The 24,046-nt window shown below is 55.4% G+C and carries 25 protein-coding genes and 1 pseudogene; 16 read left to right on the forward strand and 10 right to left on the reverse strand.

The window, feature by feature from the left end; all coding sequences use genetic code 11:
• The first annotated feature begins 13 nt into the window (after positions 1-13).
• From fliJ to rcsA, 10 genes and pseudogenes are all read left to right on the forward strand, one after another.
• A complete protein-coding gene (gene fliJ, locus AB8846_RS15300) occupies positions 14-457 on the forward strand; it encodes a flagellar export protein FliJ (protein ID WP_023312304.1) in 444 nt (147 codons plus the stop codon).
• Positions 454-1,686 (forward strand): flagellar hook length control protein FliK, encoded by a 1,233-nt coding sequence (gene fliK, locus AB8846_RS15305; protein WP_370733064.1) that lies wholly within the window; start codon positions 454-456, stop codon positions 1,684-1,686. The genes fliJ and fliK overlap by 4 nt, the downstream gene beginning before the upstream one ends.
• A gap of 106 nt (positions 1,687-1,792) precedes the next feature.
• A complete protein-coding gene (fliL, locus tag AB8846_RS15310) occupies positions 1,793-2,263 on the forward strand; it encodes a flagellar basal body-associated protein FliL (protein WP_023312306.1) in 471 nt (156 codons plus the stop codon).
• 4 nt (positions 2,264-2,267) lie between these two features.
• Positions 2,268-3,272, forward strand: coding sequence for a flagellar motor switch protein FliM (gene fliM / locus AB8846_RS15315; RefSeq protein WP_023336184.1), 1,005 nt, complete (start codon positions 2,268-2,270; stop codon positions 3,270-3,272).
• Positions 3,269-3,682 (forward strand): flagellar motor switch protein FliN, encoded by a 414-nt coding sequence (fliN, locus tag AB8846_RS15320; protein ID WP_023312308.1) that lies wholly within the window; start codon positions 3,269-3,271, stop codon positions 3,680-3,682. The genes fliM and fliN overlap by 4 nt, the downstream gene beginning before the upstream one ends.
• A gap of 2 nt (positions 3,683-3,684) precedes the next feature.
• Positions 3,685-4,059 carry a flagellar biosynthetic protein FliO gene (fliO, locus tag AB8846_RS15325; protein ID WP_370733065.1) on the forward strand — a complete coding sequence of 125 codons (375 nt, stop codon included), beginning with the start codon at positions 3,685-3,687 and terminating at the stop codon, positions 4,057-4,059.
• Positions 4,059-4,796, forward strand: coding sequence for a flagellar type III secretion system pore protein FliP (fliP, locus tag AB8846_RS15330; protein ID WP_008500316.1), 738 nt, complete (start codon positions 4,059-4,061; stop codon positions 4,794-4,796). Before fliO ends, fliP begins: the two co-directional genes overlap by 1 nt.
• Before the next feature lie 9 nt (positions 4,797-4,805).
• Positions 4,806-5,075: a flagellar biosynthesis protein FliQ gene (fliQ, locus tag AB8846_RS15335; protein WP_008500315.1), complete on the forward strand. Its 270-nt coding sequence runs from the start codon at positions 4,806-4,808 to the stop codon at positions 5,073-5,075.
• Positions 5,076-5,082: 7 nt separating this feature from the next.
• Positions 5,083-5,887, forward strand: a pseudogene (gene fliR, locus AB8846_RS15340) (flagellar biosynthetic protein FliR).
• 275 nt (positions 5,888-6,162) lie between these two features.
• Positions 6,163-6,786: a transcriptional regulator RcsA gene (gene rcsA / locus AB8846_RS15345; RefSeq protein WP_008500313.1), complete on the forward strand. Its 624-nt coding sequence runs from the start codon at positions 6,163-6,165 to the stop codon at positions 6,784-6,786.
• 106 nt (positions 6,787-6,892) lie between these two features.
• On the opposite strand, the gene dsrB is transcribed toward rcsA, so the two are convergent.
• Positions 6,893-7,081 carry a protein DsrB gene (gene dsrB, locus AB8846_RS15350; protein ID WP_008500312.1) on the reverse strand — a complete coding sequence of 63 codons (189 nt, stop codon included), beginning with the start codon at positions 7,079-7,081 and terminating at the stop codon, positions 6,893-6,895.
• A 129-nt stretch (positions 7,082-7,210) separates the two neighbouring features.
• Between dsrB and yodD the strand changes: the two genes are divergently transcribed.
• Positions 7,211-7,438 (forward strand): YodD family peroxide/acid resistance protein, encoded by a 228-nt coding sequence (gene yodD, locus AB8846_RS15355; protein WP_013097742.1) that lies wholly within the window; start codon positions 7,211-7,213, stop codon positions 7,436-7,438.
• 301 nt (positions 7,439-7,739) lie between these two features.
• Positions 7,740-8,540, forward strand: coding sequence for a mannosyl-3-phosphoglycerate phosphatase-related protein (locus tag AB8846_RS15360; protein WP_370733066.1), 801 nt, complete (start codon positions 7,740-7,742; stop codon positions 8,538-8,540).
• Here the strand turns inward: AB8846_RS15360 and dgcQ are convergent.
• The 3 genes from dgcQ to AB8846_RS15375 form a co-directional block, all read right to left on the reverse strand.
• Positions 8,537-10,225 carry a cellulose biosynthesis regulator diguanylate cyclase DgcQ gene (gene dgcQ, locus AB8846_RS15365; protein WP_063143651.1) on the reverse strand — a complete coding sequence of 563 codons (1,689 nt, stop codon included), beginning with the start codon at positions 10,223-10,225 and terminating at the stop codon, positions 8,537-8,539. The genes AB8846_RS15360 and dgcQ overlap by 4 nt on opposite strands.
• A 73-nt stretch (positions 10,226-10,298) precedes the next feature.
• Positions 10,299-10,481, reverse strand: a complete 183-nt coding sequence (locus tag AB8846_RS15370) for a YodC family protein (RefSeq protein WP_008500307.1) — start codon at positions 10,479-10,481, stop codon at positions 10,299-10,301.
• Between the two features lie 78 nt (positions 10,482-10,559).
• Positions 10,560-11,471, reverse strand: a complete 912-nt coding sequence (locus tag AB8846_RS15375) for a DUF808 domain-containing protein (protein ID WP_331411997.1) — start codon at positions 11,469-11,471, stop codon at positions 10,560-10,562.
• A 178-nt stretch (positions 11,472-11,649) separates the two neighbouring features.
• Between AB8846_RS15375 and yedA the strand changes: the two genes are divergently transcribed.
• On the forward strand, positions 11,650-12,564 hold the full coding sequence (gene yedA, locus AB8846_RS15380) for a drug/metabolite exporter YedA (protein WP_331411996.1): 915 nt from the start codon (positions 11,650-11,652) through the stop codon (positions 12,562-12,564).
• Here the strand turns inward: yedA and AB8846_RS15385 are convergent.
• The 3 genes from AB8846_RS15385 to AB8846_RS15395 all read right to left on the reverse strand — a co-directional run bounded on the left by AB8846_RS15385 (position 12,536) and on the right by AB8846_RS15395 (position 15,186).
• Positions 12,536-13,027, reverse strand: coding sequence for a very short patch repair endonuclease (locus AB8846_RS15385; protein WP_331411995.1), 492 nt, complete (start codon positions 13,025-13,027; stop codon positions 12,536-12,538). The genes yedA and AB8846_RS15385 overlap by 29 nt on opposite strands.
• Entirely contained in the window at positions 13,008-14,423 is a 1,416-nt protein-coding gene (locus tag AB8846_RS15390; protein WP_331411994.1) for a DNA cytosine methyltransferase, read from the reverse strand. The genes AB8846_RS15385 and AB8846_RS15390 overlap by 20 nt, the downstream gene beginning before the upstream one ends.
• A gap of 61 nt (positions 14,424-14,484) precedes the next feature.
• Positions 14,485-15,186, reverse strand: coding sequence for a phosphohydrolase (locus AB8846_RS15395; RefSeq protein WP_370733067.1), 702 nt, complete (start codon positions 15,184-15,186; stop codon positions 14,485-14,487).
• A 284-nt stretch (positions 15,187-15,470) separates the two neighbouring features.
• Between AB8846_RS15395 and ompC the strand changes: the two genes are divergently transcribed.
• On the forward strand, positions 15,471-16,604 hold the full coding sequence (gene ompC, locus AB8846_RS15400) for a porin OmpC (protein WP_370733068.1): 1,134 nt from the start codon (positions 15,471-15,473) through the stop codon (positions 16,602-16,604).
• A 56-nt stretch (positions 16,605-16,660) separates the two neighbouring features.
• Here ompC and AB8846_RS15405 read toward each other — a convergent pair whose 3' ends face one another.
• Entirely contained in the window at positions 16,661-17,524 is an 864-nt protein-coding gene (locus AB8846_RS15405) for an N-acetylmuramic acid 6-phosphate etherase (RefSeq protein ID WP_063143644.1), read from the reverse strand.
• A gap of 164 nt (positions 17,525-17,688) precedes the next feature.
• On the opposite strand from AB8846_RS15405, the gene AB8846_RS15410 reads away from it, so the two are divergent.
• Both AB8846_RS15410 and dcuR read left to right on the forward strand, forming a co-directional pair.
• Positions 17,689-19,305 (forward strand): sensor histidine kinase, encoded by a 1,617-nt coding sequence (locus AB8846_RS15410; protein ID WP_063143643.1) that lies wholly within the window; start codon positions 17,689-17,691, stop codon positions 19,303-19,305.
• Positions 19,302-20,021 carry a two-component system response regulator DcuR gene (gene dcuR / locus AB8846_RS15415; RefSeq protein ID WP_024909745.1) on the forward strand — a complete coding sequence of 240 codons (720 nt, stop codon included), beginning with the start codon at positions 19,302-19,304 and terminating at the stop codon, positions 20,019-20,021. Before AB8846_RS15410 ends, dcuR begins: the two co-directional genes overlap by 4 nt.
• Here dcuR and AB8846_RS15420 read toward each other — a convergent pair.
• Positions 20,002-20,964: an FAD:protein FMN transferase gene (locus AB8846_RS15420; RefSeq protein ID WP_331411990.1), complete on the reverse strand. Its 963-nt coding sequence runs from the start codon at positions 20,962-20,964 to the stop codon at positions 20,002-20,004. The two genes, dcuR and AB8846_RS15420, sit on opposite strands and share 20 nt — an antisense overlap.
• 94 nt (positions 20,965-21,058) lie before the next feature.
• Positions 21,059-23,839, reverse strand: a complete 2,781-nt coding sequence (locus AB8846_RS15425) for a flavocytochrome c (protein WP_331411989.1) — start codon at positions 23,837-23,839, stop codon at positions 21,059-21,061.
• Positions 23,840-24,046 lie beyond the last annotated feature (207 nt).

The following is a 24,046-nucleotide window of genomic DNA, read 5'->3' on the forward strand; positions in this document are numbered from 1 at the left end:
GAGGGCGAAGGTCATGGCGCAAAACAGCGCGTTATCAACGCTGAAAGATCTGGCTGAAAAAGAAGTTGATGATGCCGCATTGCAGCTTGGCGCAATGCGACGCGGGTGCCAGCAGGCTGAAGAACAGTTGAAGATGTTGATCGACTATCAGCATGAATATCGCACCAACCTCAATACCGATATGACACAGGGCATTGGCAGCCAGCGCTGGATTAACTATCAGCAGTTTATCCAGACGCTGGAGAAGGCGATAGATCAGCATCGCCAGCAGCTTAACCAGTGGACCCAGAAAGTCGATACCGCGCTGAATTTCTGGCGTGAGAAGAAGCAGCGGCTGCAGGCCTGGCAGACTTTACAGGACCGACAGATCGCGGCAACGACCCTGGCGGAAAACCGTCTGGATCAGAAGAAAATGGATGAGTTTGCCCAGCGCGCATCAATGAGGAAACCGGAATGATCACACTGCAACAACTGCTGATGAGCGACAGCGACCCGTCAGGCGGCACGCAAACGGGGAAAGGCACCGACGGTGCACAGGACTTTCTCTCTCTGCTGGCGGGCGCCCTGTCGGACGCAACGGGCAAAGGCAAAGATGCGCCGCTGACCCTGGCTGACCTGAAAGCCGCCGGCAGTAAACTGTCAAAAGTGGCTCAGGACGCCAAAGGTGATACCACCCTGCAGGCCAAAATTGCCGATCTGCTTTCGCGCCAAACCGCGCTGAATGGCGATGAAACGTCGCCCGTCACGCCGCTTGATACGCTGGTTTCCGGGCTGGTGCCGCTGTCTAAGGGCGACGCGCTGAAGACCCTCAATGCCGCGAACAGCAAAGATGACGGTAAAAGCGAGCTGAGCGAAGAAGAGCTGGCCGGATTAAGCGCGCTGATGGCGATGCTGCCGCACCAGCAAACTACCGCCTCTCGCCCGGCAGGCAGCGACGGCGTTGCCGCCACCTCAACGCTGAATTCCGCGACGCTTTCGCAAAACGGCGCGGGACAACCGCCCCTGAACGCGCCTCCGGGAGGCCATGATAAAGCGCAGAGTTCTACGCCTTATCAGAGCCAGGTGAAAAATAACGAACCTGTCCAGCCGGGCAACGCGCCGGCAACCCCGGCCGTGGCCGCGGCGGCAGAAAAGCAGGAACTTGCCAGTTCTTCCTCTTCAGCATCCCCAACGGCTACCCTGGCACCGATTATGTCCAGCCATGCGACCAGTCAGACGGCCGCCACCGTCGCCACCGCGCCGGTGCTAAGCCAGCCTCTGGGGACCCACGAATGGCAGCAATCTCTGAGCCAGCACATCACCCTGTTCACTAAGCAGGGCCAGCAGACGGCTGAGCTGCGTCTGCACCCGGAAGATCTGGGTCAGGTGCAAATTTCGCTTAAGCTGGATGATAATCAGGCGCAGCTGCAGATGGTCTCTGCGCACAGCCATGTTCGTGCGGCACTGGAAGCCGCGCTGCCGATGCTGCGGACCTCACTGGCGGAGAACGGCATTCAGCTTTCGCAGAGCAGCGTCAGCAGCGAGAGCTTCGCCGGGCAGCAGCAGTCCTCATCCCAGCAGCAGCACCAGGCTTCGCGTTCCGGCAACACCGGCGGTTTTAATGAAGAGAGCGATGAACTACTGCCTGTTCCTGCCGCCCTTCAATCCGCCGCGCGCGGTAACAGTGCCGTAGACATCTTCGCCTAAACGCCAGAGGTAGCGTGATTATCCCCGTCTTTTCCACGCTTTGACGACAGCAGGACACGGGATAATCACCTTATTAAGCTGTACCGAAACAGGAAGCTCGTATCAGATGACTGACTCCGCTATCACCAAAAAAAGTAAGCGTTCCATCTGGATCCCGCTGCTGGTGTTGATCACGCTCGCCGCCTGCGCCACAGCGGGCTATAGTTACTGGCGTATGCAGCAGGAACCTACCACCGCTGCAGCCAAAGCTGAAGCGCCACCTCCGCCAGCTCCAGTGTTTTTCCCGCTGGATACCTTCACCGTCAATCTGGGTGACGCGGATCGCGTGCTTTATGTTGGCATTACGCTGCGCCTGAAGGATGAAGCGACCCGTTCACGTCTGAACGATTACCTTCCTGAAGTACGCAGCCGACTTCTGCTGCTGTTTTCTCGTCAGGACGCTTCGGCGCTTGCCACCGATGTGGGTAAGCAAAAGCTGGTCGACGCCATCAAACAAACGCTGGCGACCCCGCTGGTAAACGGCCAACCTAAGCAGGAAGTCACTGACGTTCTGTATACAGCATTCATTCTGCGGTAACGACATGGGCGACAGTATTCTTTCTCAGGCAGAAATCGATGCGCTGCTCAACGGCGACAGCGATAACAATGATGATCCTAAACCGGGTATTGGCGGCGATAGCGATATTCGTCCCTATGATCCGAATACCCAGCGTCGCGTGGTACGTGAACGTCTGCAGGCGCTGGAGATCATTAACGAACGTTTTGCACGTCAGTTCCGTATGGGGCTGTTCAACCTGCTGCGTCGTAGCCCGGATATCACGGTCGGCGCTATCCGCATTCAGCCGTATCATGAGTTTGCCCGCAACCTGCCGGTGCCAACCAACCTTAACCTGATTCATCTGAAGCCGCTGCGCGGCACCGGTCTGGTGGTGTTTTCGCCAAGCCTGGTGTTCATCGCGGTGGATAACCTGTTCGGCGGCGACGGGCGTTTCCCGACCAAAGTAGAAGGTCGTGAATTCACCCACACCGAACAGCGCGTCATTAACCGCATGCTGAAGCTGGCGCTGGAGTCTTATAGCGACGCGTGGAAAGCGATCAACCCGCTGGAAGTGGAGTACGTCCGTTCTGAGATGCAGGTGAAATTTACCAATATCACCACCTCCCCGAACGATATCGTCGTTAACACCCCGTTCCACGTAGAGATCGGCAACCTGACCGGCGAGTTCAACATCTGCCTGCCGTTCAGCATGATCGAACCGCTGCGCGAGCTGCTGGTTAACCCGCCGCTGGAGAACTCCCGCAACGAAGACCAGAACTGGCGTGAAAACCTGGTCCGCCAGGTCCAGCATTCGCAGCTTGAGCTGGTGGCGAGCTTCGCCGATATCCCGCTGCGGCTATCTCAGATCCTGAAATTACAACCCGGCGATGTTTTGCCGATAGAAAAACCCGACCGCATTATTGCCCACGTGGATGGTGTCCCCGTGCTGACAAGCCAGTACGGCACGATTAACGGTCAGTATGCGTTACGCGTTGAGCACTTGATCAACCCGATTTTGAATTCGCTGAATGAGGAACAGCCCAAATGAGTGACATGAACAATCCGTCCGATGAAAACAGCGGAGCACTGGACGATCTGTGGGCTGACGCGTTAAACGAGCAAAAAGCACCCCCGGCCAAAAGTGCAGCGGATGCCGTATTCCAGCAGCTCGGCGGCGGTGACGTCAGCGGCACGCTGCAGGACATCGACCTGATTATGGATATCCCGGTTAAGCTGACCGTTGAGCTGGGACGCACCCGTATGACCATTAAAGAGCTGCTGCGCCTGACGCAGGGTTCCGTGGTGGCCCTTGACGGTCTGGCCGGCGAGCCGCTGGATATTCTGATCAACGGCTATCTGATTGCCCAGGGTGAAGTGGTGGTGGTTGCCGATAAATACGGCGTACGTATCACCGACATCATTACCCCGTCTGAACGTATGCGTCGTCTGAGCCGTTAAGCATGAAAACCCAGGCAACAATATCACAGCCTTCTGCCGTTCCCGGCTCGCCTCTGCTCCAGGTGAGCGGGGCATTGTTCGGTATTATTGCCTTTATCCTTATCGCCGCCTGGCTGGCGAAGCGCTTTGGCCTGGCGGGTAAAACCGCCGGTGCCCGCGGTCTGAAGGTCAGCGCCAGCACCACGCTGGGGCCACGCGAACGCGTGGTCATCGTCGAGGTGGATGACGCGCGTCTGGTCCTGGGCGTCACGGGCTCAAACATCAGCGTATTACATAAACTGCCGCCCGCCCCTGCTGTGGTGGACGAGCGCGCAGACGCCCCTGCGGATTTTCAGTCCGTCATGAAGAGTTTGCTTAAGCGTTCCGGGAGATCCTGATGCGCCGTTTGTTATCCCTGACGCTTGCGGGCGTTGGCCTGTTTGCTCCCGCGGTTTATGCGCAGCTGCCCGGTCTGGTCTCAACCCCTCTCGCGGGCGGCGGACAAAGCTGGTCGCTTCCGGTCCAGACGCTGGTTTTCATCACCTCGCTGACGTTTATTCCGGCCATCCTGCTGATGATGACCAGCTTCACCCGCATCATTATCGTCTTTGGTCTGCTGCGAAACGCGCTGGGAACCCCTTCCGCTCCGCCAAACCAGGTTCTGCTGGGGCTGGCGCTGTTTTTGACCTTTTTCATTATGTCGCCGGTTATCGATAAGATTTATACCGACGCCTATCAGCCGTTCAGCGAAGATAAAATCTCCATGCAGGAGGCGCTGGATAAAGGCGCACAGCCGCTGCGAGAATTTATGCTGCGCCAGACGCGCGAAGCCGACCTGGCCCTTTTTGCCCGCCTGTCCAATACCGGCGAGCTGCAGGGGCCGGAAGCAGTGCCAATGCGTATTCTTCTGCCTGCCTATGTCACCAGCGAGCTGAAAACCGCGTTTCAGATCGGCTTTACCATCTTTATTCCGTTCCTGATTATCGACCTGGTGATCGCCAGCGTCCTGATGGCGCTCGGGATGATGATGGTGCCGCCCGCGACCATTGCCCTGCCCTTTAAGATCATGCTCTTTGTTCTGGTCGACGGCTGGCAGCTTCTGGTCAGCTCGCTGGCGCAGAGTTTCTACAGTTAAGGAACGGCAATGACACCCGAATCGGTCATGATGATGGGCACGGAAGCGATGAAAATCGCGATTGCCGTTGCCGCGCCGCTGCTGCTTGTCGCGCTGGTTACCGGCCTGATTATCAGTATCCTGCAGGCCGCCACGCAGATTAACGAAATGACGCTGTCGTTCATCCCGAAAATCATCGCCGTGTTCGTGGCGATTATCGTCGCCGGGCCGTGGATGCTGAACCTGTTGCTGGACTATATGCGCAACCTGTTTACCAACCTGCCGTACATCATCGGCTGACCTGACGATGCTGCACTTCACCAGCGACCAGTGGGTTCAGTGGCTCGGCGTCTATTTCTGGCCGATGCTGCGCATCATGGCGCTGATATCCACCGCCCCGATTCTCAGTGAGAAATCGATACCCAAGCGCGTCAAGGTGGGGCTGGGCATTATCATCTCCATTATCGTCGCGCCCTCTCTCCCCCCCGTGGATATTCCGATCTTCTCGGCGAACGCGGTGTGGGTGGCCCTGCAGCAGGTGATGATTGGCGTCGCCGTCGGCTTTACCATGCAGCTCGCCTTTGCCGCGGTGCGCACCGCAGGGGAACTGATCGGCCTGCAGATGGGGCTATCGTTCGCCACGTTTGTTGATCCCGGTAGTCATCTCAACATGCCCGTGCTGGCGCGTATTATCGATCTGCTCGCCATGCTGCTGTTCCTGTCGTTCAACGGCCATCTGTGGCTTATCTCCATGCTGGTGGATACGTTCCATACGCTGCCGATTGGCGAAAATCCGGTGAACAGCAACGCCTTTCTGGCGCTCACTCGCGCTGCGGGGCTGATATTCCTGAACGGGCTGATGCTGGCGCTGCCGATCATCACCCTGCTGCTGACCGTCAACCTGGCATTAGGTTTACTCAACCGAATGGCACCGCAGCTTTCGGTGTTTGTCATTGGTTTTCCGCTGACGCTGACGGTGGGAATTTTATTAATGTCATTGCTAATGCCACTTATCGCTCCCTTCTGTGAACATTTATTCGGCGAGATATTCAACCTGTTAGCGGATATTGTCAGCGAACTGCCACGTAAATAATAGCCCGCACTGTCGTTAATGTCTTTCTGAGGATATTCCTAAAATAAAACGTGAAAAACATCTTCCAGGATATATCTGACGCGGTTTAATTGTTTCTAACCACCTCACAATACTTAATATTTACTTTACTTTAAGAAGATTCCTGGCAAATTATACGTAACTTTACGGGATAGTGAGTCCGCCTGAAAGTCTTTGTCATGCTCACAGGTTTATTATTTTTTTCCATCCCGTATGGCTGTTTTGAGCTCTCAGGCAGATGGTGAATTATCGTTACGCATTGAGTGAGGGTATGCCATGTCAACGATCATTATGGATTTATGCAGCTACACCCGGCTAGGGTTAACCGGGTACCTGGCAAGCAGAGGGGTAAGAAAGAGAGACATCAACGATGCACACACCGTTGACGAACTCGCAGCCGCTTGTGACGAACTAAAACCAGGCGTGGTGTTTATTAATGAGGACTGTTTCATTCACGATCCAGCCAACAGTCAGCACATTAAGCAAATCATTAATCAGCATCCAAAAACCCTGTTTATTGTTTTTATGGCGATCGCGAATATCCATTTCGATGAGTATTTGTTGGTCCGTAAAAATTTATTGATCAGTTCTAAATCGATTAAACCAGAGTCGCTGGATGACATTCTGGGTGATTATTTGAATAAAGAAGTTAAGAATGTAGGAGCGGTTAACTTACCCACCTTATCATTAAGCAGGACTGAATCAAGTATGCTGCGAATGTGGATGGCGGGACAAGGAACTATTCAGATCTCGGACCAGATGAATATTAAAGCGAAAACCGTTTCGTCACACAAAGGAAATATTAAAAGGAAAATTAAAACGCATAATAAGCAAGTGATCTACCACGTGGTACGCCTGACCGATAATGTGACGAACGGGATTTTCGTCAACATGCGTTAGTCGCTTAAGAAAAGACCCTGTGCACCCTACCTTTGATCTCTGGCCTGGCCAGAGATTTTTGCTTCTGTGAGGTTGTCGGGCACGCGCTGTGCTACCCGACGCCGTGCTAGTCTGCTTTCTCTACAAAAATGCCGTCCGGATGCCCCAGTTCGTTAAAAAACCAGATGCCGAGCGGGTAGTCTTCGAGTGATACCAGATACATTGTGCCTTCGCTAAATTCTTCAATTGCCAGCACCACACCCGGGCGGCGCGGCCCACCGTCCGTTTTAACCGTTACCCGATCGTTGACCTTCATACATTCCTCCTCTGGTTTTGAGCCAGTGTAGAACAAAACGCAAAAACGCACATCGCCGCCCGGTGTGAATGGCGTTTTTATGCACAGTCTATACTTACCGTTGGACACGGTTGAATGAGGAACCCCGTAATGAAGACCGATAAAGAGTACAGCGACACCATCAAGCGCGAAGTCGAGGTGGATGTCGATGCCCTGCTGGCCGCCATCAATGAGATCAGTGAGTCGGAAGTCCGCCGGACGGACGACAATTCGGACCGCGTCATTGTTAACGGAAGGGATTATCACACCTATCGTGAGCTGGCCGAGGCCTTCGAGCTTGATATTCACGACTTTAGCGTGTCTGAGGCCAATCGATAGGGCGAAAAAAATCCCGGTCATGGGGATGGCCGGGATCAAAACTTGCTTATGCAAGAAGCACTTGAAAATTCGTTACACCAGGAAATCTGATGTACACGCCACACTATCCCCAACGAATTTGTCTGACAAGCATATATTCTTATGTTGAATATAATATTTTTAACATAATGCTTTTTGTTATGAGCAATAACGCACGCCGAATGCGGGTTTGCCAGGGACATCTCTTTTTTACCCTGTTAACAACTCGGTTATTTTTTAGGAATTTTCTTAGATTGCAGCGCAACCGTGAACAGGAGTCGCTATGCCTTCACTGCGGGATACATTGCTGATTTTTTCGGACCTGGATGGCTCGTTGCTGGATATTCATACCTATGACTGGCAACCCGCCATGCCCTGGCTGGACAGCCTGCTGGATAACCAGATACCGGTCATTCTTTGCAGCAGCAAGACCGCGGCAGAGATGCTGGATATCCAGCAGGATCTGGGGCTGGAAGGCTTGCCTTTTATTGCCGAGAACGGCGCGGTGATTCAGCCCGACGTGCGTTGGGAGAAGGTTCAGCGCCAGATAAGGGGGATGACGCACCGGGATATTCGCCCGCGGATCGAGCAAATTCGCCTGCAGATGGGCTTTAAATTCACCACCTTTGACGACGTGGATGAGCATGTCATTAGCGAGTGGACCGGACTGACGCGCTACCGCTCGGCGCTTGCCCGCAGGCATGAAGCGTCCGTCACGCTCATCTGGCGCGATACCGACGAGAAAATGGTCCAGTTTGAAGAGGAGCTGGCGCACAGCGGCCTGAAATGTCTGCAGGGGGCGCGCTTCTGGCATATTCTGGACGCCCGCTGCGGCAAGGACGTTGCGGTTAACTGGCTGATTGCGCAGTACCGCGAGCAGGAAGAGATCGAACCCACCACGCTGGGGCTCGGCGACGGCCCTAACGATGCGCCGCTGCTCGACAGCGTTGACTTCGCGGTGGTGATTAAGGGCATTAACCGCGAGGGCATCACGCTACGGGATGATAACCCCGCCCGGGTTTATCACACCCGGCAGCCCGGCCCGGCGGGCTGGCAGGAGGGGCTGGATCACTTTCTGTCCTAATCCCGCCAGACGACCCGGTTACGGCCGCCCTGTTTGGCCTGGTACAGCCGGGCGTCCGCCACGGACTGTAGCTGTTCAAACTCGTAGTTACCCGCTTCATCCGCGCCGCTGACCCCCAGCGACGCGCTGATGCGTAGCGTCGTGCTCTTTTTCACCAGGATCTCCTTACTGTTAATCCGGCAGCGAATGCGGTCCGCGACGCTTTTCGCCTCTTCCAGACCGATCCCCGGCAGGACGACGCAAAACTCTTCCCCGCCTACACGCCCTGCGACATCATTCTTGCGTAGCGCGCTGGCAATCAGTCCTGCCGTGTGGGAGAGGACTTTATCACCGGCCTGATGGCCGAAACGGTCGTTGATGTTTTTAAAATGGTCGAGATCGATCTGAATCACCGAGAACGGCAGCGACTGCTGGCGACAGGTTTCCGCCAGCAATTTTGCCCGGTCGAACAGCGCGCCGCGATTATTTAGCCGGGTAAGCGGGTCATGCCAGGCCTGCCACTGGAGCGAGTGCTGAAGCGTGTACATGTTACTCACCATGCGGCGGATCACCAGCCAGGAGATCAACAGCATGGCGGTAAAGAGCGCCCACAGCAGCGCCAGCACGATGCTGATGCTGCCGAAGTCGTCTTGTACCCCTTCATGCAGGGTGTGGATCCGCAGGACGACGCCGTCGAAGTGATCGAGCCGCTCCCAGCTAACAAAACGGCTTCCGAGGCGGATCCCGCCGCCGGTAGCATACTCTATCGCCCGAGCAATCTGCGCCGTCTCGCGTTCGTCAAAATGGTTAACCGCGTTTTCCGCGTGGGCTGAGGTGGCAATCATATTGAGCCGGGTATCGTACAGCTGATACTCCCCCTCCGTTCGATCTTCCGTCGCATCGGCCAGCAGACGCTGCATCGTGCTCAACGTAAAATCCATCGCCACGACGCCATACCAGTAATGATCGAAATAGATGGGGACGCTGGCGGTGATCGTACGTTCATCATGGGTCCAGGATGAAGGGGTTGAGATAAACCAGCGCACCGCGCGAGCGCGATTGTTCCGTTCGGACTGCTGGGTAAACCAGGACTGCGTGACCAGATGATAATAGCGGGAAGTAATATCATCCGCATGGTCCGGCGTATCCGTGGAAATGAAAAATCCGGCGCGGGACACGTAGATCACGCGCGCTTCCGTTTGCGCTCTCGATGACGCCAGCCTGAGCAGATACCCCACTTCAAGCGTGGCAGAAATTTCGTGGCTGAGGCGTTCATCGTCACGATTCAGAAGCGTGGTTTTTTCGACGAACGTATCCGAAACGCCGTTAATGGGAAGGGTACGTTTTTTATCAACGGCAAGCTGCCAGGTGGGGAGCATGCGGAGAGTGTTAAAGCGTGACACCGCATTCCGTAATACATCAAATGCCAGCGGCGTCTGGATTGCATCACGCATGCCCTGACGGAACAACAGCATCCTGTCCACGCTGTTCTGTAACTGCCTGTCCAGCGAACTGGCTACCGTATCCAGATGGTTACGCTGGCTGGAGATATATGCCTCTTCGAGGACCACCACCTCACGCCAGGTCAGGAGAGTGGAAAACACCAGAACGACCAGAAAACAGAGATTAACAATCAACCCCGGATTGCTACGCTTATGCAGCCATTGCAAAAAAGATTGTCTTACAACAAAGGTATCGCGCTGCACACACACTCCATGATGACTGCCTTACACCCGGTACTTGAGATAAAAACGCCCGGCAAAGCCGGGCGTTATGTGATTAAGCCTTGTCCCGCTTGTGCTGCCCGTCCCCCGGCTGAAGCTCATCTTCACGAAATGCTTCCCGCTTGATGCTGTAGCCATCGTGCCACCGACATTCCACCATTCCGCTGGAATACCCGGTGACAATCATACGTGGGCCGCCCTTCTTAGGCTTAACTTCATCACTGACCAAAAAGACCATACCTGCCTCCTGTATCAGGGTGAAACTGTTTCAATTTAGACGAGGAATGGTCTTTTTGCATCCCACAGCGGGTAACAATTAGTGCGACGCGCCGCGTAGTTTTTCAACCAGCTTCACCGCCGCAACCACGATAGCGCCAATGATAAAGCCCAGCACCAGATTCAGCAGCGTCGGCAGAATCGCCGCGACAACGGCACCCTGCGCCGAGGAAAAATGCTCGATAGCATGGTGCAGCGGAGCGATACCGTGAACCACGATCCCACCGCCCACGAGGAACATCGCCAGCGTGCCTACCACCGACAAACTCTTCATCAGCCACGGGGCCAGAACCAGCAGGCTTTTGCCGATGCCTCTTGCCACCGCGCTCGATTTCTCCTCCAGCCAGTAGCCGATATCATCCAGCTTCACGATCAGTCCCACCAGGCCGTAGACGCCGACGGTGACCAGAATGGCGATGCCGGACAGGATCAGGACCTGATTCAGGAGCGGCGCGTCAGACACGATGCCCAGCGTAATGGCGACAATCTCCGCGGACAGGATAAAGTCGGTCCGAATGGCGCCTTTGACCTTATCGCGCTCGAAGGTTTTCGGGTCCTGAGCGGCCAGCGCTTCAAGACGCTGCTGGCGCATCTCCGGCGTATCGCTCTCTTTGCGCGCGCTAAAGGAGTGCAGAACCTTCTCCACGCCCTCGAAGCAGAGAAATGCTCCGCCAATCATCAGCAACGGCGTGATGGCCCAGGGAATAAACGCGCTGATCAGCAGCGCCAGCGGTACCAGAATCACCTTATTCAGGAAGGAGCCTTTTGCCACGCCCCACACCACCGGCAGTTCACGGTTAGCCCTTACCCCACTCACCTGTTGGGCGTTAAGCGATAAATCATCTCCCAGCACACCTGCGGTTTTTTTCGCCGCCAGTTTACCCATCACTGAAATGTCATCCAGTAAGGTGGCAATATCATCCAGCAATGTTAATAAGCTACTTCCTGCCAAAATCTTAATCCTTCATTTTTTGGTAATTAGGTGAATAGTATGGAGCAAAAGCGCAAACCCGGAAACAGGCACCTTACGTCAACAAAAAATTCACACCAGCTACACAATTAAAGGGCTCGCCAGCGCGATAGTTTTCGCGTTTACTATCAGCGACCTTTTTATTTCGTCGTGAGGGATTATGCGTTTCCGGCAATTGCTACCGCTTATTGGGGCACTCTTTTCGCTGTACATCATCTGGGGTTCAACCTACTTTGTCATTCGCATTGGCGTGGAAAGCTGGCCCCCACTGATGATGGCGGGCATCCGCTTCCTCTCGGCTGGCGTGCTGCTGCTGGCCTTTCTGCTGCTGCGCGGGCACAAGCTTCCCCCGCTGCGCCCGATGCTGAATGCCGCCCTGATCGGCCTGCTGCTGCTGGCGGTGGGAAATGGCTTTGTCACGATTGCCGAGCACCAGAACGTACCGTCCGGGATCGCCGCCGTGGTCGTTGCCACCGTACCGCTGTTTACCCTCTGCTTTAGCCGTCTTTTCGGTATCCGTACCCGCAAGCTGGAATGGCTGGGGATTGGTATTGGCCTGGCCGGGATCATTCTGCTAAATAGCGGCGGTAACCTGAGCGGGAATCCGTGGGGCGCCGTCATCATCCTGATTGGCTCGATGAGCTGGGCGTTTGGTTCCGTCTACGGTTCGCGTATCGAACTGCCGGCCGGCATGATGGCGGGGGCGATTGAAATGCTGGCCGCCGGAATTGTGCTGCTGCTGGCCTCCACGCTGACGGGAGAAAAGCTGACGACCCTGCCGCCATTGTCGGGCTTTCTGGCGGTAGGCTACCTGGCGCTGTTTGGCTCTATCATCGCCATTAACGCCTACATGTTCCTGATCCGCAACGTCTCCCCGGCAGTCGCCACCAGCTATGCCTACGTCAATCCGGTCGTGGCCGTGCTGCTTGGGACAGGATTAGGCGGAGAAACGCTCTCTTCTATTGAATGGCTGGCATTAGGGGTGATTGTTTTTGCCGTCGTGCTGGTCACTCTTGGCAAATATCTGCTGCCTGCAAAACCGGTGGTCACGCCTTGCGAGGTGGAGAAACCTTGAGCAGGTGAATACCCTGCGTGTCGATCTGCGCGGTCTGGCCGCCGCCGCAGATCCACTCTTCCAGCCGTTCGGTCAGATCGGCATCGTTCAGTTTTAATCTGCCTCTCAGCGCGCACTCCCAGACGATCAGTACCCGCCAGCCTTGCGCAATCAGCGTGCTGAGATCCCGGCTGTCACGCTCGACGTTCTTGCCAATTTTATCCAGCCAGAAATCGGTGCGCGTCGCGGGGACTTTAAACAGGTAGCAGTCGTGGTGGTGCCAGAAACAGCCGTGGGTAAAGATGATGCACTGCCAGGCGTCGATGACGAAATCCGGACGGCCCGCAAGCGCGGGGTCCTGGACGCGGAAATCAAACCCCGCCTGCGTCAGCAGCCCGGCCAGGCGCTTTTCGATGGCGGTGTCACGCGTGCCGATGGCACGCATATTTTTGCTGCGCGTCGCCTTATCGTGAACATCCGTCATTGACGGCCTCACCCTGACGGAGTGCCACCGCCTGTCTGATGCGCGAGGCCAGCAGTTTGGCCACGGCCGCGAACGCGGGAACCACCACCGAATTACCAAACTGGCGGTACGCCTGGGTGTCTGAAACCGGAATGCGGAAGCGGTAACCCTGCGGGGTCTCAAAACCCATCAACCGGGCGCATTCCCGCGGCGTTAAGCGTCGCGGACGGTGACGCTGATTGTTCGGATCGTCGAAATCTTTTTCACCCAGGGCCTTGTCCCAGCCTCTGTCGATCAGAATTTCCGCGCCGTCTTTATAGTAGCGAGCGGACAACGTGCGGGTTACGCTGTGCGGATCGTTTGGGTTTACCATCCCAAAACCGAAGCCGTTGCCCTTCGCCTGATGCTTCTTGGCATAGCGGTAGAGATATTTCCACAGCACCGGGGTAAGGATAAATTTCGCATCAACGACAGGTTCCAGCAGGTCGGCCACGGTAGTACGGCGCTCGGGATATAAAGACGGGATATCCCGCAGGGTGAAATCGCCTTTCAGATTGAGATCGCGGCGGAAACCCACCAGCACAATACGTTCGCGATGCTGGGGCAGGAAATGTTTCCCATCAATGATTTTGGGATCGTCCGCGCCCATGTCCTGCGAATCGGCTACGTCATAACCCAGTTCATCCAGCGTTTGCATGATAATGCGGAAGGTTTTTCCGCCGTCGTGGCTCTTAAGATTTTTGACGTTTTCCAGCACAAAAATGGCCGGACGACGGGCGTCAATAATGCGCGCCACGTCAAAAAACAGCGTTCCCTGGGTATCGCAGGCAAAGCCGTGGGCGCGTCCGAGGGCATTCTTTTTGGAGACACCGGCCAGCGAGAAGGGCTGACACGGGAAGCCTGCCAGCAGCACGTCATGCGCCGGGATCGTCTGGCGAATATGCTCGGCGGCCTGTTCATCTGTTACGCCGCTTTTATGGCTCAGGGTCACATCGCGGATATCCGCGTTGAAATGATGCTCGTGCGGATCGCAGTACCAGTTGGCCTTGTAGGTACGCACGGCATGTTTGTTCCACTCGCTGGTAAACACGCATTGGCCACCGATAGCTTCGAAACCGTGTCGAATGCCGCCGATACCGGCAAACAGATCGATAAAGCGGAAGGCATAGTTCGGGTGCGCGGCAGAAGGACGCGGAAGCAGGTTTTGCAGATAACGAAACTCGCCTTCACTCAGGCGACGCCCTGCGCGTTCGCTGGTCAGCAGACGTTTAAGGATCGCCGGGCTCCAGTGGCTCTCGCCGTGCGCCACCAGCAGATTGGCCAGCGTTTTAGCATCATAGATATCCAACAGCTGGCGCAGTAACGCCTGCACCGTTGCCGTTGATTTCTCAGCCTGCTCAGGCGCGGGCTCTGTCACTGATCGATTTTCCTGCATTCTTTTAACCGGAGAATAAAGACTGGGAACAGATTACCACAGTTCAATTGCGCAAACTGCGACGGAAGCGGTTCAACACCTGGCTATCCAGCCCGATGCAGTCGCCGCGTAATTCGGCACTGAGTTTCGCCATAAAGTGGATCAGGAAATCGGCATTGTGACGTGCCAGCTCGCGGCCCATTTCCGTTTGCATTGTATCAGGCAAGCGAAGCAGCTTGGTCTGAAAATGGTCAAGGGCAAACGCACGATCGTCAAGGTTACGCGCATCGGCAAAGGGATCGTCGGCATCAAAAAGCGGCACGCCCAGCGCGCCCGAGACGGCAAAGACGCGCGCCAGACCAATAGCGCCTAACGCTTCCAATCGGTCTGCGTCCTGCACGATTTTGGCCTCCACGCTCTGCGGCGCAATCCCGGCGCTGAAGCTGTGCGCCTCAATCGCGTGCGCGACGGCGGCAGCGTGCTCTGGCGGAAAGTCAGGGAAGTCGCGATGCAGGATGTCACACGTCTTGCGCCCTGCCAGCCGTGACGAGCGGCTGCGTTCGGGATGGTTTTTCGGCAGGCTGACAATATCGTGGAAGTAGCATGCGGTCAGGATCACCAGCGGCTCCACCGACTGGTGATCCATGATTTTTTGCGCCGTCATCCAGACCCGACGAAAATGCGAAATATCATGTGCGGTATCGTCGGTGCTGTGGTTTTCCTCGAGCCAGCGCTCAAATCTCTGCTGCCACCGGGCAAGTTCCATCGTCATGTCCTGTTGTTTAAAAGAAGTCGAATTATAACACAGCCGAATTAAATCAATTTAAAAATAGAATTGCGAAATACTTAATAATAATTACATCACATAAATTCAATGAATTAATTCACCAGAAAAATAAAGAGATTAATAGAAATATTTTGCAATATTTCATCGAATTTAATTACATTTATTTTTGAAACTAAATGACATCTCCTGCAATAGTATCGACCCTGTAATTACGGAGGGTGATTACATATATTCATATAAATTATCTTTCAAGGGAATATATAATGAAAAGAAAAGTTCTGGCAATTCTTGTACCCGCCTTATTAATGGCAGGCGCAGCAAATGCGGCTGAGATGTACAACAAAAACGGCAACAAAGTTGACCTGTACGGCAAAGTCGATGCGCGTCATACCTTCTCTGACAACCCTGGCGACGATGGCGATGAAACCTATGTACAGGTTGGTTTCAAAGGCGAAACTCAGATCGCTAACGACCTGATCGGTTACGGCCAGTGGGAATACAAAACCTACGCTAACGATACCGAAGGCGCGGGTGACAAATCGTTTAACCGTCTGGCATACGCTGGCCTGAAATATGGCGAATACGGTTCATTTGATTATGGCCGTAATTACGGCGTCGTGTACGACGTTGAAGCCTGGACCGATATGCTGCCTGTATTTGGCGGTGACTCTTACACCTGGACCGATAACTTTATGAACGGTCGCGCTAACGGTCTGGCAACCTACCGTAACCAGGATTTCTTCGGTCTGGTTGAGGGTCTGAATTTCGCGCTGCAGTATCAGGGTGCGAACGAAGGCCAGGATGCAACAGAAGATCAGGAAGGCACCAAAAACGGTCATAAAGACGTACGCTTCCAGAACGGCGACGGCTTCGGCATGTCCACTTCCTATGATTTTGACTTCGGTCTGAGCCTGGGTGCAGCGTACTCCTCTTCCGATCGTACCAACAAACAGGTTGGATACGGTAAAAGCTACGAAGGCGTCGGTTTTGCCGGTGGTGAAAAAGCTGAAGCCTGGACCGTTGGCGCAAAATACGATGCAAATAACGTTTACCTGGCGATGATGTATGCGGAAACCCGCAACATGACGCCAATCGGTAACTTTGGCATCGCTAACCAGACTCAGAACTTCGAAGCGGTAGCACAGTACCAGTTCGACTTCGGTCTGCGTCCTTCCCTGGCATGGGTTTACTCAAAAGGTAAAGACCTGGACGGTAAAGGATTCAATCAGGATCTGGTTAACTACATCGACCTGGGCATGACCTACAGCTTCAACAAAAACTTCTCCACCTATGTTGATTACAAAATCAACATGCTGGACAACGATGAAGCGCTGTATGACGCATACGGAATTTCCACCGATGATATCGTTGGCATCGGCATGACCTACCAGTTCTAATCCCCAAAATACCAAAGGCCGCAATTGCGGCCTTTTTTACGTCTCCACGGTGTGTATTACGGCGCTTCCTGCAGCGCCACGCGGATAAACCCGTTATTCTGCGCCAGCAGATCGTGGGCTTTCCACGCATCCAGTCCTGTCAGCACCATTAATACCGCCGTCTTACAGTGATGGTTACAGCTCTCGAGCGCGGCTTTTGCCTCCGCCCGGCTGCATCCCCCCGCTTCCATCACAATGGCGATTTGCCGTTCAGCCCATTTGGTCGTGCTTGCCTCAAGATCCACGCGCAGATTGCTGTAAACCCGTCCGGTCCGAACGGCCAGCCCGGTGGCGATCATCGAGAGGATCATTTTCTGCGCAATCCCCGCTTTGGTGTTGATATACCCTGCGACGACATCGGCCCCCAGCTCCGGAGCGATAACCATGCTTGCCAGCTGCGCGGCTTCACTTTGCGCATCACCGGTAATAATGGCGACCGGTGAACCCAGCGACCACGCGTGCCGCATTGCCCCCCAGACCCACGGCGTTTTTCCGCTGACGGTCACGGCCAGCATCATATCGTGTTCGCCAAACTTGATGGCCTGCAGATCGGCAACGCCGCGCTCGTAGCTCCCTTCCCCTTCTTGTGCCGTCACGGCCATCACTGGGGTTTTGCCCGGCGCATATTCATCGGCAACCTGTTGCGCAACGCGCCCCGACGGCCCCGCGCCAACGATGACCAGGCGACCACCGTGGCTGAGCGTCGCGGCGGCGTTGTCCACCACGCGGGCGAGAGTAGGTAAACAGGGGGTAATAGCAGCAGAAATGAGTGCATCATCCTGGTGAATGACTTTCAGCATGTCCAGCGTGGACAATCTATCAATATTCATCGTGCTGGCGTGCCGTCTTTCCTTGACCGAACCGGTAAGCATAATGCTCATAAACAGCCTCCTTATTATGAGTACCCACACACTATAAAGTGTTTTATATAGATGACCTGCGAGGGGGGTCACGAAAAGAGGACCAAATCCACGCCTTTACATGGCTTTAAGAAAAGCGCGTCATCAGCGATAATTACCCCTTTCTTAATCATCGCGGAGTGTTGATGAGCGATTTGCAGCCTTTCCTTCCGACGCGCAAGCGCCCCATGAAGCTGAACACCCTGGTCACGTTGATGGTGTGCGCGATAATTGCCTCTGTGCTGCTGGTGGTCTTTGCGCTCTACTCCGTACAAATCACCCGGGCGACCCGCGATGATGTAAAAGATACGGCTCTGGGTATCGCCCGCACCCTCGCCGACAGCCCCGAGATACAGCGCGGCCTGATGCAGGCACCGCAGGAGAATATTATTCAGCCCATCGCCCAGGCGGTGACGAAACGAAACGATCTGCTGTTCACCGTGGTTACCGATATGCGCGGGATCCGCTACTCTCACCCGAACGAGGCGCTGCTGGGGCTGCATTTTATCGGTGACGATTTAACCCCCGCGCTGGAAGGCAAAGAGAACGTATCGGTTAACCGGGGCGCGCTCGCCGAAGCGCTGCGCGTTTTTACGCCCGTCTACGACGGCCAGCACGAGCAGATCGGCGTTGTGGTGGTCGGTATCTCCCTGAATAAGGTTGAAGAGCAGATTGCCCGCGGGCGGCTAAACGCCGTCTGGACCATTTTATTCAGTATTTTTATGAGTTCGATGGCGATTTGGGGTCTGGTGCGGGTCCTGAAACGCATTCTGTTCGGACTCGAACCTTACGAAATTTCCGCCCTGTTCGAACAGCGTCAGGCGATGCTGCAGTCGCTTCGCGAGGGGGTGCTGGCCGTCGATATTCACGGGCGCGTAACGATGATCAACCAGACCGCCAGAGAAATATTGCTTCTCCCCTCCGGCAAGCAGACCGAAAACGCCAGCGCGCCCCTGCTGGCCAGCCTGCGTGAAGTCTCAAAAACGGGCGTTGCGCGCCAGGATCAGGAGATCAGCTGCAACGGACGGCTATTGCTGTGCAACATGGTGCCCGTTAAAAGTCAGGATCGGGTGATCGGTGCCATCACCACCTTCCGTGATAAAACGGAAATCAGCCAGCTGATGCAGCGTATTGATGGCATGGTTAACTACGTCGACGCCCTGCGCAGCCATACCCACGAGTTTATGAATAAACTGCATGTGATCCTGGGCCTGCTGCACATGAAGCGCTACGACAAGCTGGAAGAGTACATCATTCAGACGGCACAAAATTACCAGACGGATATCGGTACGATACAGAGCAAGGTAAAATCCCCGGTTATCGCCGGGTTCCTGCTGGGTAAAATCAACCGGGCGAAAGAAGCGGGCGTCACCCTGACGCTGGCGGATGAATGCCAGATACCCGATACCGCGAGTGAAGAGCAGGTCGCGGTGCTGATCACCGCGCTGGGGAACCTTATTGAAAACGCGCTCGACGCGATGGAAGGACAGCAGGAAGGTGAAATCGGCCTGCTGCTGCATTATCAGAACGGCTGGCTCAGCTGCGAAGTCAGCGACGATGGCCCCGGTATTGATCCCACCCAGCTGGAGGCTATTTTTACAAAGGGCTTCTCAACCAAAGGTGAAAACCGCGGCGTTGGGCTGTTCCTTGCTCGCCAGCAAATCCAGAACCTCGGCGGCGATATCACCGTCGAGTCTGAGCCGGGCGTATTTACCCAATTTTTTGTTCACATCCCCTGGGATAGCGAGAGGAATATCGCGTGATAAATGTATTAATTGTCGATGATGATGCCATGGTAGCCGACCTCAACCGTCTGTATGTCAACCGTGTTGAAGGTTTTAGCTGCTGCGGCGTCGCCTCCACGCTAAACCAGGCCGAGGCCATCATTAATAACCCCAGCCAGCCTGTCGATCTCGTGCTGCTGGATGTCTATATGCAGCAGGATAACGGGCTGGATCTGCTGCCCGTTATTCGCGCATCCGGCCGCCCAATCGATGTAATTATGATCTCGTCGGCTGCCGACGCCGCCACGATCCAGACCTCCATCCACTACGGCGTGGTGGATTATCTGATCAAGCCGTTCCAGTTCCCGCGCTTTGAAGAGGCGCTGAACGGCTGGAAGGCAAAGCACAACCTGATGGGTTCGCACCAGTATTATGAGCAGGCCGACGTCGACCGGCTGATCCACGGCGGGGCGCCGGAACTGGCGGACAGTAAAAAGCTGCCGAAGGGGTTAACGCCGCAAACGCTGCGCACGATTTGCCAGTGGATTGACGCTCACCCGGAGACGGAGTTTTCTACCGATGACCTGGCAAACGCGGTCAATATCTCCCGCGTGTCCTGCCGTAAATACCTGATTTGGCTCGCGCAAATCAACATTCTGTTCACCAGCATTCACTACGGTGCCACCGGGCGGCCGGTGTATCGCTACCGTCTCCAGCCGGAGCAGACCGGCCTGCTCAAGCAATACTGTCAGTAACGCGGTAGTCGTTATCCAGCAGGGTAAAGCGGAAGTGGTGTGCTGAAGAGAACACCACTTCTTTTGTTTTGGTCACAAAAATCGCTTCGATATCAGGACGGGAACGCAGCGCAGCGCAGCCTTTTTCAACGCCCATGCCGTACATCAGCGTGGTCCAGATATCGCCGTCGATAGAGTCTTTCGAAACAATCGTCACGCTGTCCAGCTCGTTGTCCAGCGGATACCCGGTACGCGGGTCGAGAATATGGTGATAGCGCCTGCCGTTTTTTTCGAAGTAGCGCTCGTAGGTTCCCGACGTCACGACGGACAGGTTCTCTACGGTCATCGTGCCGATCAGCGCGTCATCGGCGAACGGTTTTTTCAGCCCCACGCCCCACCCCCCTTCCGGCGAGCCCAACGTCTGGATGTTCCCGCCGAGGTTGATCAGCCCCAGCTCTGCGCCCTCTTTACGAAGGTAATCGCGCACCCTGTCGGCGATATAGCCTTTGGCGATGGCCCCCAGATCGATCTCCATCCCCGCTCTGGTCAGAAACACGCTGCTGCTGGCCTCATCAAGAAGGACATCCTCAGGACGGGTAATCGCCAGCAGCGACGCGATTTCATCGGCAGGCGGAACGCTGTCACCCTGAAAACCAATTTTCCAGCGCTTCACCAGCGGACCTATCGCCAGGTTAAACGCACTGTCCTTAAGCAGGCTTGCCGCTTTTGCACAGCGGATCAACTCAAACACCGGTCGGCTGACGGTAACCGGATGCTGGCCAGCGGCATGGTTGATGTCCATCACCTGCGAGTGCGCGCGGTTGACGGTGAGCAGATCTTCGTACTGTTTAATCAGGCGAAACACGCGGGACGCGAGGGCTTCGTCGTGGGAGAAGAGTTTCAGGAGAATGGGTGAGCCCATCAGGACGGCGGAGTAGCTGTAAACGCGATGGCTATCAGGCATAGCATGAGTCCTCAGATGTAGCCCCGGCAGGCACCGCGCCGCCGGGGAAAATGCCGGATAACGCTGCGCGTATCCGGCCTACAACACAGGGGTCTTACTGCTTTTTCGAACGCATAGCCGCCTGATGTCCTGCAAGCGTACCAAAAATAATGATATCTGCCACTGCGTTACCGCCGATACGGTTACCGCCGTGGATCCCGCCGACCACTTCACCGGCCGCAAATGCCCCTGGCAGCACGTTGTGGTTGCTGTCCAGCACGCAGGTTTCGGTGTTGATGGTCACGCCGCCCATGGTGTGGTGCACGCCTGGCGCAATCTGAATGGCGTAGAATGGCCCTTCGTTGATAGGCGCACGCAGCGCGGTGGTACGACCAAAATCGTCATCGTGCTGTTTTTCAACGAAACCGTTGTAACGTTCCAGCGTCGCGAGGAAAGCGTGGTGATCCATCCCAAGCGCCTCGGCCAGGGCTTTTGGCGAGCTGGCGCTGGTCACGAAACCTTTCGCGATGTACTCATCCGCGGCTTTGTTTTTGGCACGGACGTGCTCGTCAAAGACGATATAAGCGTACTTCTCCGGCAGCGCGATGATTGACGCCGAGACTTTATCGCGGGTCGACATTTCGTTGTAGAAGCGTTCCCCTTTCTGGTTGACCAAAATCGCCCCGCCGCCGCGAATGGATTCGGAAATCAGGTACGAGGTGTTCTGCTCAACGGTTGGGTGAATTTGGATTTCGCCCATATCCACGGTACCCGCCCCGATGCGCTCCAGCAGCGCGATGCCGCCGCCGGTTGCCCCTTTGTGGTTGGTGGTGACGAACCCTTCCAGATCCGGACGGTATTTGACCACCATCTGGCTGTTGGCGCTGAAACCACCGGTAGCGACAATCACGCTTTTGGTTGCCACGGTGACGGTTTCATTCTCTTCGGTGGTCAGACGTACGCCGGTCACTTCGCCGTTCTCGAAGATAATGTCGCTGACGGCGGTATCCAGCATCACCTCGATGTTGCGTTTGTTGACGTTACGCACCAGGCCGCTGATCAGGTAGCCCCCCACCGCAGAACCGTCTTTTGGACGGTGAGTACGGTCGATGCTCATCCCGCCGGTGGTGGTGATGTCGTTCAGCATGATGCCGCGCGTTGCCAGCCACTCAATCGCCTGCGGCGCGTTCTCGACAAAGCGGCGCAGCAGTTCCGGGTTGTTCTTGTTGCCGCCGCCTTTCAGGCTTTCCTGGTAGAACAGCTCTTTGCTGTCCTGAATGCCCTTCACGCGCTGGAAGCGGGTTTCGGCGGCGTTCATACCGGCAGAGGCTTTAATGGTGTTCCCGCCGATGGTTGGCATTTTCTCGACAATCAGCACGCTCGCGCCTTCGTCGTGAGCCTGAATCGCCGCCGCCAGACCGGCGCCGCCGCTGCCGACAACGACCACGTCCACGCTGCGGGTTTCGTTCGGGTCAACGCCCTCTTCCGCAGCCAGCGCTTTGCTGGACTTCAGCATCGCTTTCGAGACCGCTTTCTTCACCGCTTCACTCTGGCTGGTTGCGCCGGTGATGGCATCCACGTGCGGGGTATTGGCGTCCAGAATGCGGGTACGGATCTCTTCAAAACTGGTCACAAACTCAACGTCTTCGCTCGGGCCGGAGGCCAGCTCGATGTCGGCAATGCGGTCGGTTTCCAGGCTGACGTTAATCACCAGTTCGTTAGCGTCATCCTGCACTTTCTCAGCAAAGGTACCCGGCTTGAATTTGGATTCCCCCATGCTCATGTCGCGGATCATCGCTTCAACCAGCGAGAAACGCCACAGCGGTTCAGGAATGCTCAGCGCCTCGCGTTGGGTGCTGTCCATAAACAGCTCAAGGCTTTCGCCAGCGGCGATGCGGTCTGTCCAGTCCGGATAAGCGATGGTGGCGCGGCCAACGGCGATCAGGTCGTAACCGTGGTCCAGCGCTTCATTCACATCTGAAGAATTTACCACGCCGCCAACGCCCATGACCGGAACCTGAGCCAGCGTTTCAGAACGCATCGCACAGTATTTTTCGATAAGCGGAGTTGGGTCCTGGGTGTCGACAATGGAAGGACGCAGGGTCGCGCCGACGGAGAAGTGCAGGTAGTCCACGCCGCGCGCCGCCAGTTTTTCCAGCAGATACATGGTGTCGTCAAAGCGAATGCCCGGGACTTCCATCTCTTCAGGGGAGAAGCGGTAGCCAATAATAAACGCGTCGTCCGCGTACTGGCGCACCATTTTGTGGGTAATGTCCAGCACCGCCAGCGGGAACTTCGCGCGGTTATCGCGGCTGCCGCCCCACTCGTCGTCGCGCTGGTTAGAGTTCGGCGAATAGAACTGCTGAATCAGATAGGTGTTTGCGCCGTGGATTTCCACGCCGTCAAAACCGGCCTGGATGGCGCGGCGCACGGCCTCACCAAACTTGCCGATCATGCCTTCTACTTCTTCTGCGGTCATAGCAACCGGCGTTGCGGCACCTTCACGCGGCGCGGCTACGGCGCTCGGGCCAACCGGGGTACGGCCACCGATCAGTTTCGGGTCGACCATGCGGCCGCCGTGGTAGATCTGCAGCAGCGCCTTAGACCCTTTGGACTTAATGGCCTCTGCGATTTTCGCCAGCCCGGCAATTTTCTCGTCATTATCAATACCGATGGCACCCGGGAAGGCGAGACCGAGATCGTCGACGAAGCAGCATTCCACAATGATGGTACCAATGCTGCCGGAACGGGCCCGATAGTACTCCACCAGCTCGCTGGTGACGGTGCCGTCGTAGTAGCCGGTACAGGTTGTCATAGGGGCCATTAACAAACGGTTTTTCAGTTCAGTACCATTCGGTAATGTGAAGGGGCTTAGAATGCGTTCGTTAGTGCTCATAATAGAAACTCCAAACTTTTAAAAATTAAGAATTCGTTATCGGATTGATTTTTTATTTCGTCGTTATTTGCCGATGTCATGATATTAATATAATGATTTTTTTAGTTTCTAAAGTTATTACGTTAGTTAAAAAACTATTTAATCCCTGCAATAACAGAAATAACACATTGGCGTTAGCGATTGTAATTCAGCCATTCACAATAATTT

Source organism: Enterobacter sp. KB-221C9 (assembly GCF_041320715.1).
Lineage (GTDB): Bacteria > Pseudomonadota > Gammaproteobacteria > Enterobacterales > Enterobacteriaceae > Enterobacter > Enterobacter asburiae_D.

What these genes read in the sequence shown, in the direction of transcription:
- fliJ (WP_023312304.1), top strand. Translation starts at nt 14, where the DNA reads ATGGCGCAAAACAGCGCGTTATCAACGCTGAAAGATCTGGCTGAAAAA.
- fliK (WP_370733064.1), top strand. Translation starts at nt 454, where the DNA reads ATGATCACACTGCAACAACTGCTGATGAGCGACAGCGACCCGTCAGGC.
- fliL (WP_023312306.1), top strand. Translation starts at nt 1,793, where the DNA reads ATGACTGACTCCGCTATCACCAAAAAAAGTAAGCGTTCCATCTGGATC.
- fliM (WP_023336184.1), top strand. Translation starts at nt 2,268, where the DNA reads ATGGGCGACAGTATTCTTTCTCAGGCAGAAATCGATGCGCTGCTCAAC.
- fliN (WP_023312308.1), top strand. Translation starts at nt 3,269, where the DNA reads ATGAGTGACATGAACAATCCGTCCGATGAAAACAGCGGAGCACTGGAC.
- fliO (WP_370733065.1), top strand. Translation starts at nt 3,685, where the DNA reads ATGAAAACCCAGGCAACAATATCACAGCCTTCTGCCGTTCCCGGCTCG.
- fliP (WP_008500316.1), top strand. Translation starts at nt 4,059, where the DNA reads ATGCGCCGTTTGTTATCCCTGACGCTTGCGGGCGTTGGCCTGTTTGCT.
- fliQ (WP_008500315.1), top strand. Translation starts at nt 4,806, where the DNA reads ATGACACCCGAATCGGTCATGATGATGGGCACGGAAGCGATGAAAATC.
- rcsA (WP_008500313.1), top strand. Translation starts at nt 6,163, where the DNA reads ATGTCAACGATCATTATGGATTTATGCAGCTACACCCGGCTAGGGTTA.
- dsrB (WP_008500312.1), bottom strand. Translation starts at nt 7,081, where the DNA reads ATGAAGGTCAACGATCGGGTAACGGTTAAAACGGACGGTGGGCCGCGC.
- yodD (WP_013097742.1), top strand. Translation starts at nt 7,211, where the DNA reads ATGAAGACCGATAAAGAGTACAGCGACACCATCAAGCGCGAAGTCGAG.
- AB8846_RS15360 (WP_370733066.1), top strand. Translation starts at nt 7,740, where the DNA reads ATGCCTTCACTGCGGGATACATTGCTGATTTTTTCGGACCTGGATGGC.
- AB8846_RS15370 (WP_008500307.1), bottom strand. Translation starts at nt 10,481, where the DNA reads ATGGTCTTTTTGGTCAGTGATGAAGTTAAGCCTAAGAAGGGCGGCCCA.
- yedA (WP_331411996.1), top strand. Translation starts at nt 11,650, where the DNA reads ATGCGTTTCCGGCAATTGCTACCGCTTATTGGGGCACTCTTTTCGCTG.
- AB8846_RS15385 (WP_331411995.1), bottom strand. Translation starts at nt 13,027, where the DNA reads ATGACGGATGTTCACGATAAGGCGACGCGCAGCAAAAATATGCGTGCC.
- AB8846_RS15395 (WP_370733067.1), bottom strand. Translation starts at nt 15,186, where the DNA reads ATGGAACTTGCCCGGTGGCAGCAGAGATTTGAGCGCTGGCTCGAGGAA.
- ompC (WP_370733068.1), top strand. Translation starts at nt 15,471, where the DNA reads ATGAAAAGAAAAGTTCTGGCAATTCTTGTACCCGCCTTATTAATGGCA.
- AB8846_RS15405 (WP_063143644.1), bottom strand. Translation starts at nt 17,524, where the DNA reads ATGAGCATTATGCTTACCGGTTCGGTCAAGGAAAGACGGCACGCCAGC.
- AB8846_RS15410 (WP_063143643.1), top strand. Translation starts at nt 17,689, where the DNA reads ATGAGCGATTTGCAGCCTTTCCTTCCGACGCGCAAGCGCCCCATGAAG.
- AB8846_RS15420 (WP_331411990.1), bottom strand. Translation starts at nt 20,964, where the DNA reads ATGCCTGATAGCCATCGCGTTTACAGCTACTCCGCCGTCCTGATGGGC.
- AB8846_RS15425 (WP_331411989.1), bottom strand. Translation starts at nt 23,839, where the DNA reads ATGAGCACTAACGAACGCATTCTAAGCCCCTTCACATTACCGAATGGT.